This window comes from Methylobacterium sp. GXF4, assembly GCF_000272495.1.
Taxonomy (GTDB): Bacteria; Pseudomonadota; Alphaproteobacteria; order Rhizobiales; family Beijerinckiaceae; genus Methylobacterium; species Methylobacterium brachiatum.
Genome location: NZ_AKFK01000045.1, coordinates 136151 through 143188 on the forward strand (window position 1 = coordinate 136151; position 7038 = coordinate 143188).

A 7038-nucleotide genomic window follows, 5' to 3' on the forward strand; every position below is an offset into this window, starting at 1 on the left:
GGTCCTTCTCTTCCGTCAAGTCTTCGTGCCGGTCGCCCGCGGGCGACCGAGCCCAAATCTCAATTCAATGCAGGTCGTCGCGGCTCTTGAGCCGGGACGCCTTGGACACGACCGGCTTCTTGGGGCCGGTGCGCGGCGGCTTCTTCTCTTTCGGGGCCTTCGGGTCGGCCTTGGCGGCCTTGCCCTTCGGACCCTGCGGCTTCGGCGCGGGCCGGGCGGGGGCCGCCGGCGCGTCGTCCTCGGCCTCGTCATCCTCGTCCAGTTCGTCCGCACCGTCGGCCGGTGGGCCGCCACGGCGCAGGGACTCGCGGATCAGCTCGTCGGTGAGGACGAGATGCGCCTCGGCGAGATCCCGCAGCGGCAGGTCGACCCGGCTCGGCAGCCCTTCCTTCACGTCGGGCAGGTCGATCGGGACGGTCAGCTTCTCGACGTCGGGCGCGCCCAGGATGCCGCGAAACCGCTTGCGGCCGTCGAGCGGCGGGCTCAGCTCGACCTTGGCCTCGTAGCCGGCCCAGCGGGCGAAGTCCGAGACCCGCACCAGCGGCCGGTCGATCCCCGGGGAGGAGATCTCCAGGTTGTAGGCGGTGCCCACCGGATCGTCGACGTCCAGCACCGGCGAGATCGCCCGGCTCACCGCCTCGCAATCGTCGATCGAGAAGGTGCCGTCCGGCCGCTCCGCCATGATCTGGACGGTGCAGCCGTTGGTGTTGGTCACCTTCACCCGGACCAGCCGGAAGCCGAGGCCCTGGACCGGCCCCTCGATCACCTGCACCACGCGAGCGGCGACACCGCTCTCGCGGACGAGGCGCTTCTCGGACAGATCCGCTTCGATCTCGGACGACATGGATATCAGCGCGCAACCCTTGCGGCGTCCTGGGCGGCACGTGCCGGCCTGCGGTCCTCGCGCGATCAAACCTGACGCGGCGAAAAAAAAGAGCGGACCCGGTGGGGCCCACTCCCGAACCGCAGCCTCTCGACTGCCATCAGAACTGTTGGAGGGATAGATAGCCGCGGTCAGTCCCGAGCGCAAGGTAGATCAGCAATCTGTCGAGTCCGCGCGTGAACATGGCTGCATTCGGCGGCCATCGCGGAATGCCGGCTCTCGCCCGCCTGTGCTTGACGAGCCGGCACGCGCGACCCTTCCGCATTCCCCTCGGCGGGGCAGTTGGTGCGAGGTCCCAAACGCGCAGATCTCGACCGTAACGCGGAGCGCAGACGCTCGCACGACCCGCTTCGCCGCTTCAGGTTCCGGTGCTCTCTCAGAGTTGTGGCGAGGCGGGGGAACGCCCGTGGCGCGGGTGCATTGCCGACCGAACGTGAAGGCGCCGGCGCGCTGCTTCGAACGGATGGATCGAGCGATGACGACCCGAACCCCCTCTCCCGGACGGTACTCTCGTTGGATCGGGCGAGCCCTCGTCCTGGGTGCCGTGTCCGGGAGCTTCGGCTTGACCGCTCCGGCCCTGTCTCAGTCGGCCGCCAGCCGGATCGACCAACCGACACCGGCAACGCTGCCGCCGGCATCGGAGCGTGACGGCGCGGCCCGCGGGAGCGGCCAGGTCTCCCCACCGAGCGCGATCCAATCCTCGACCGACGTGATGCAATCGGACGGAACGGTGCAGGGCCAGGGTGCGCCCGCGCGCACGAACCCGATCCAGCACCTGCCGGAGTCCATGCGCTAGGTTCGGGTCCGTCCGGGGTCGATGCCGGCGAGCTGACTCGGTCAAGTTTGCTATACATCACCCGGATAGCAATCGATCCCGGGTGATGGCGCAGCATGAAGGCGATCAAGTCGGTTCCGGGCCGCTTCGTCAGCGCCGTCAGGCGGTCCTTCCGGCAGTTCCTCGCCCTGCCGCTCGCGACCGTGGTCGGCTTCGTGGGCCTGAACGCCCTGGTCTATCTGGCGGATCGGTCCTGGTCTGGCGGCGATGCGCCGGCGGGATTCCACTGGCTCGGGGAATTGCTCGGCGACAGGGCGGCGCTGGGAAGCCTCCTGACCACGGTGGCATCGAGCATCATCACTGTCACCTCGATCACCTTCTCGCTCCTGCTCCTCGCCGTCCAGCAGGGGGCGGCCGCCTTGACCGCGCAGGTCACCGACCAGTTCATGGCCCGGCGCACGAACCAGTTCTATTTCGGGTATTTCGTCGGCCTGTCGGTCTTCGTCCTGATGACGCTGGTGACGAACACGGGCTTTCACCGGCCCGTCTTCGGGACCACGCTCGCCCTGCTGCTGACCACCTCGGCCCTCTGCCTCATCATCGTGATGATCTACAACACGATCGATCAGATGCGGCCGGCGCAGATCATCCAGTTCATCCACGACCGGGTTCTGGAAGCCCGCGACGACGATCTCCGGATGCTCGCGGCGACCCGGAGGACGGCGCGGCAGGATTGGCCCGTGGCCGCGCTGATCCGCTCCCGGGAGAGCGGCTACGTCGTCAGCCTCGACCTCCCGCGCATCGAAGAGGCCGTGAAGCGGCATGGCCGCAAGGCGGTCGAGGTCGAATGCGTCATCCCGGTCGGGACCTATCGCGCCGTCAACGATCCCCTGTTCCGGCTGCGATGCAGGCCCGGCACGACGCTCGACCCGGCAGCGCGGGAGCGCCTCGTCGGCGAGACGCTAGCCGCGCTCAGCTACGACGACGGACGCGACCTGCAGCACGATGCCGCCTACGGCCTGCACCAGCTCTCGACCATCGCCTGGACCTCGGTCTCGACATCGAAATCCAACCCCAGCCCCGGCCTCTCGGTCATCCAGGCCTTGCGGGACATCATCGCGCACTGGAGCGAGGACGAGACCCAGCCGCTCGAAGATCCGACATCCGGCATCGTCTACGCGGATGCCGCGCCGATCATCGCGACCGATGCCCTCGAAGCCGTGATCGTGGTGGCCTCCGAGTCGATCCAGTCCCAGACCCTCACGGAGGCGGTGAAGACCCTGGCGATCCTGCTCCGGCATGTCGGGCAGCCGACGGCGGACCGGCTCGCCGATGTCGCCAACCGCACCCTGTCGAGCCTCGGCGAGCACGTGCTCACCCGCCAGCTCGAGGCCGAGCTCGCGGACTTGGCGCAGGCGCTGAACGCGCGCGGCTTCGTCACCGTCGCGAAGGCCGTCTCCGAGGCGTCGGCCGAGCTGGCCGCCAGCCTGGGCAAGCTGAACTCACGCTCGACCCGCGTGCCGGGAACGACCTCGTGAGAGCCTGTTGGGCCGGTTTTCCCAGGCTCCGCCCCATCCTGAGACGGTGCGGCCAAGCGGAGCCCATCAAAGGCCAAGTTCACTGTGCGAACCGATGCGGACCAGGTGCAGTTTAGGCCGCTCCGCCTCCTGGTGCGATTTTACGGCTGAGGGCTCGGATTTCCGATAGATCAAAACCAGATCAGGTTTGATATGGCAGTCGCGATAGTCCTTCCAATTGCCTCCAAGCGGGTGGTCGACCATTTTGGCGGGAAGGGGACGATCGGCGGCGAGCAGGTCGACGGCCTTCAGCAGATCCGCCTGCACCGTCGCGCGATAACGCCCCTTCTGCTCGCGCTTCATATCCTTTTTGAATTGACCCGTGATGACGACGTCCCGTCGCGTAGCCTGGGCAGATGCCGGCACGGGTGAAGTCGCTGCTGGCGGCTTATCGTCAGTCGGCGTCAAGGACTGCGAGGAGGTTCGACGGATCGCCGACATGGATCACGTCGCCAGCGAGGTCCGCGCGCAAAGCCGCGATGGTCTCGTCGTTCGGGTCGAGCGGATCGAAGGGCAGCCGCCCCTCGGCGACGACCCGTTCGAGCATCAAGCGGAACGCGTCGGACAACGAGAGGCCGACCGCGCCGAGGACAGCTTCGGCCTCCAGTTTGACGCCCGGATCAACCTGCGCCCGGACCGACTTGGTCCTCGGCACAGGTCTCGCCTTCTCTTTCGCGTGAGCGGCCATCGTCGCCCGTTCTCTTGCCAGCCCGGATTGTAGCACGGTGCAAACCGCCCACAATGGTTGGACTGGCGCAGGATCGGGCCGCAATCAGACGTTCCGCGGGATCCGCCCCTCCAGCGGATAGGCCGGATCGTTGTAGCCCGGGGTGGTCGGGTGCCCGGCGGCCACGAAGCCGTCCACCAGGGCCTCGTCCTCGGGGGTGAAGGCGTAGTCGAGGGCGCCGAGATATTCCTGCCACTGCGCCTCGGTGCGCGGCCCGGCGATGACGCCGGTGATCAGGCGGTTGTTCAGCACCCAGGCGGTGGCGAATTGCCCGGCCGTGATGCCGCGCGCCTCGGCATGCTCCTTCAGGGTCCGGGCGATGCGCAGGGATTCCGGGCGCCACTCGGTCTGCATCATCCGGGTGTCCTGACGGCCGGCACGGGATTCGGCGGGCGGCGGGGCGTCCGGGTCGTACTTGCCGGTCAGCACCCCGCGGGCGAGGGGCGAGTACGGGACGACGCCGAGCCCGTAATGGGCGCAGGCCGGCAGGTGCTCGGTCTCGGGCATGCGGTTGAAGGCGTTGTAATAGGGCTGGCTCACCACCGGCCGGTCGATGCCGATCTCGTCGCAGAGCCGGCAGATCTCGGCGACCCGCCAGGACCGGTGGTTCGAGACGCCGAAATGGCGGATCTTGCCCGCCCGCACGAGGTCGGCCATCGCCCGCACGGTCTCGGCCAGCGGCGTGTCGTGGTCCTCCCTGTGGAGGTAGTAGATGTCGATGACATCCGTGCCGAGCCGGCGCAGGCTGTCCTCGGCGGCCTTCATGACGTGGACGCGCGACAGGCCGCGGTCGTTGACGCCCGGGCCTGTCGGGTTGGCGACCTTGGTGGCGAGGATCCAGGCGGCGCGGTCGCCCCTGATCGCCCGGCCGGTGATCTCCTCCGAGCGGCCCTCGGTGTAGACATTGGCCGTGTCGATGAAGTTGATGCCCGCCTCCCGGGCACTCCCGACGATGCGCCCGGCCGTGGCCTCGTCGGTGGGCCCGCCGAACATCATCGTGCCGAGGCAGATCGGCGAGACCTTGAGGCCGGAGCGGCCGAGATTGCGGTACTGCATGGGATCCATCCGGTGTCCGTCCATCGGCTATCTCGGCACCGGGGCGGCGAGGTCAACCGGTCCGGCGTAACCCGGAGCGAACCGCGGCGAACCGACCCGTTCGCGGAGCCATCCGCAGAAGCGCCGGTTTCGCTCTCCATATCCTGGCCCGAGCGGCACGTCGCTCCCCACGTCGCTCCCGATGTCAGAAGGCCGAGTCCGAAAACGATGATCGACCGCCTGGCCGTTCCCCTCCCCTGGCTCGACCGGGCCGGACGCCTTTCCTGGCTGAAGCTCGCGGTGTTCCTGGCCTGCATCGCGCCGGCCTTGTACCTCGCGGCCGCGTTCCGGCTCGACGCGCTCGGCGCCAAGCCGATCACCGCGCTGATCCACGCCACCGGCGAATGGGCGGTGCGCTTCCTGCTGTTCTCGCTCGCGATCTCGCCCCTGCGCCGCATCGCCGATTGGGGGAAGGTGCTGGTGGTCCGGCGCATGCTCGGCATCACCGTGATGGCCTACGCGGTGGCGCATCTCGCGCTCTACGCGATCGATCAGAACCTGGTCCTGACCAAGGTCGCCAGCGAGATCGCCCTGCGGCTCTACCTGACCATCGGCTTCGTGGCGCTGATCGGGCTGATCGCCCTGGGGCTGACCTCGACGGATGCCGCGATCCGCAACCTGGGGCCGAACTGGCACCGGCTGCACCGGCTCGTCTACACGATCGCGGTGCTGGCTCTGGTCCATTACTTCCTGCAGTCCAAGATCGACGTCAGCGACCCGGTCTTCTCCGCCGGGCTGTTCCTGCTGCTGATGGGCTGGCGCGCGATGCGGCGGTTCAAGCTGCCGGAGCGGCCGTGGTCGCTGCTGCTCCTCGCGATCCTCGGCGGCCTCGCCACGGCCGGGCTCGAGGCGGCCTGGTACGGGCTCGCCAGCGGCGTTCCGGCCAGCCTCGTTCTGGCGGCCAATCTCGACTTTTCCGGCCCGATCCGCCCGGCCTGGTGGGTCCTGGCGACTGGGCTGCTGATGCCCGCCCTCGCGCTCCTGCGCGGCGCGCGCGCCACGGGGCGGACCGCCAGGCCGGGCGGATCGGGCCGGGACCGCGTGGCCGCGCCGCGTGCGGCCCCCACCAGAGCCGCGGTGTCGGAACCCTTGTCGCCGTCCGCGTGATGCCGCAGAACCCGCCACCGGCGGTCTCGGGCCGCAGCGGAGTGACACGGGCTATGCGCGGCAGGCTTCTCCTCATCGCGGGCATGCTCGCGCCGACCCTCGCGCTGGCGGCGCCCAAGGCGGCCCCGGACAAGGGCGCGCCGCCGCCGGCCGCAGCCCCGGCGGCCACGGCCTGCAAGCCGCCCGAGCCGCCGCCGGCCTCGGCGCGGCCGGTGAAGCCCGCCTTGCCCGAGAAGCCGGCCTGCCTCGACGCCAAGGGCGGCTGCCCCGGCTGGGAGGCCTACAGCTTCAACGACGCGGTCAAGGCCTACAATCTGCAGGCGCAGGCATTCCGGCCGATCGCCGAGTCCTATGTCCAGAAGCTCAACGCCTACGTGAAGGCGAGCGGGGAGTACGCGCAGTGCGAGATCAACGCGATGCAGAACTGAGGCTCGCTGCGCGAGAGCGATAACCGGGAAGCCGGCTGAACGGCGGGCAACCGGGGACGCGGCAGGGGTTCAGCCGGCGCGGTGCAATCTTCGGCATCGATGGCCGCGATCCCCGCCGCCTGTCCCTGCCGAGGCCCACCAGTGCCCCTCCGTGATGTCATCGGACGCGCGGGATTCTGCGCCCTGCTGCTCGCCGCCGCCCCGGCGCGCGCCGCCGATTTCGACGGCCCCTACGCGCCGCACGGCTATGGCGGCCCGGCCGAGGGCTACGAGCGCGAGCGGCGGCCACCGCCCCCACCGCCTCCGCCCCCCGAACCGGAATTCCGGCGCCCACATTTCTCGGCGGCCCCGCCCGAGGCGTGCCGGGACTTCGTCCGGCGCCGATTCGATCCGGACGGCGCCCCGGTTCTGCGGCGGGTGCGGATCTGCGACGAGCCGGCCTTCGA

General features: G+C 69.5%; 8 protein-coding genes and 1 pseudogene. 5 read left to right on the plus strand and 4 right to left on the minus strand.

Going from position 1 to position 7038, the window contains the following annotated elements:
- Positions 1-64: 64 nt before the first annotated feature.
- The gene (gene rimP, locus WYO_RS04725; protein ID WP_007559697.1) at positions 65-844 is read right to left on the minus strand and encodes a ribosome maturation factor RimP; all 780 of its coding nucleotides are present in this window, start codon (positions 842-844) and stop codon (positions 65-67) included.
- Between the two features lie 601 nt (positions 845-1445).
- Between rimP and WYO_RS29710 the strand changes: the two genes are divergently transcribed.
- On the plus strand, positions 1446-1679 hold the full coding sequence (locus tag WYO_RS29710) for a hypothetical protein (protein WP_085985770.1): 234 nt from the start codon (positions 1446-1448) through the stop codon (positions 1677-1679).
- Positions 1680-1774: 95 nt separating this feature from the next.
- Positions 1775-3196, plus strand: a complete 1422-nt coding sequence (locus WYO_RS04735) for a DUF2254 family protein (protein ID WP_007559706.1) — start codon at positions 1775-1777, stop codon at positions 3194-3196.
- A gap of 66 nt (positions 3197-3262) precedes the next feature.
- Here WYO_RS04735 and WYO_RS29715 read toward each other — a convergent pair whose 3' ends face one another.
- From WYO_RS29715 to WYO_RS04750, 3 genes are all read right to left on the minus strand, one after another.
- Positions 3263-3562 carry a type II toxin-antitoxin system YafQ family toxin gene (locus tag WYO_RS29715; RefSeq protein WP_280109746.1) on the minus strand — a complete coding sequence of 100 codons (300 nt, stop codon included), beginning with the start codon at positions 3560-3562 and terminating at the stop codon, positions 3263-3265.
- Positions 3563-3629: 67 nt separating this feature from the next.
- The gene (locus WYO_RS04745; RefSeq protein ID WP_007559710.1) at positions 3630-3923 is read right to left on the minus strand and encodes a type II toxin-antitoxin system RelB/DinJ family antitoxin; all 294 of its coding nucleotides are present in this window, start codon (positions 3921-3923) and stop codon (positions 3630-3632) included.
- Between the two features lie 84 nt (positions 3924-4007).
- Positions 4008-5018, minus strand: a complete 1011-nt coding sequence (locus tag WYO_RS04750) for an aldo/keto reductase (RefSeq protein WP_039902285.1) — start codon at positions 5016-5018, stop codon at positions 4008-4010.
- A gap of 207 nt (positions 5019-5225) precedes the next feature.
- Between WYO_RS04750 and WYO_RS04755 the strand changes: the two genes are divergently transcribed.
- The 3 genes and pseudogenes from WYO_RS04755 to WYO_RS04765 form a co-directional block, all read left to right on the plus strand.
- Complete coding sequence (locus WYO_RS04755) at positions 5226-6164, plus strand: protein-methionine-sulfoxide reductase heme-binding subunit MsrQ (RefSeq protein WP_007559712.1); 939 nt, start codon at positions 5226-5228, stop codon at positions 6162-6164.
- A gap of 53 nt (positions 6165-6217) precedes the next feature.
- The gene (locus WYO_RS04760; RefSeq protein ID WP_007559713.1) at positions 6218-6592 is read left to right on the plus strand and encodes a hypothetical protein; all 375 of its coding nucleotides are present in this window, start codon (positions 6218-6220) and stop codon (positions 6590-6592) included.
- A gap of 141 nt (positions 6593-6733) precedes the next feature.
- Positions 6734-7038: pseudogene (locus WYO_RS04765) on the plus strand (hypothetical protein); the annotation flags it as partial.

Excerpts from the sequence above, each read along its gene's own strand:
- WYO_RS04760 (WP_007559713.1), top strand. The coding sequence starts at position 6,218 with ATGCGCGGCAGGCTTCTCCTCATCGCGGGCATGCTCGCGCCGACCCTC.
- WYO_RS04735 (WP_007559706.1), top strand. The coding sequence starts at position 1,775 with ATGAAGGCGATCAAGTCGGTTCCGGGCCGCTTCGTCAGCGCCGTCAGG.
- WYO_RS04755 (WP_007559712.1), top strand. The coding sequence starts at position 5,226 with ATGATCGACCGCCTGGCCGTTCCCCTCCCCTGGCTCGACCGGGCCGGA.
- WYO_RS04750 (WP_039902285.1), bottom strand. The coding sequence starts at position 5,018 with ATGCAGTACCGCAATCTCGGCCGCTCCGGCCTCAAGGTCTCGCCGATC.
- WYO_RS04745 (WP_007559710.1), bottom strand. The coding sequence starts at position 3,923 with ATGGCCGCTCACGCGAAAGAGAAGGCGAGACCTGTGCCGAGGACCAAG.
- rimP (WP_007559697.1), bottom strand. The coding sequence starts at position 844 with ATGTCGTCCGAGATCGAAGCGGATCTGTCCGAGAAGCGCCTCGTCCGC.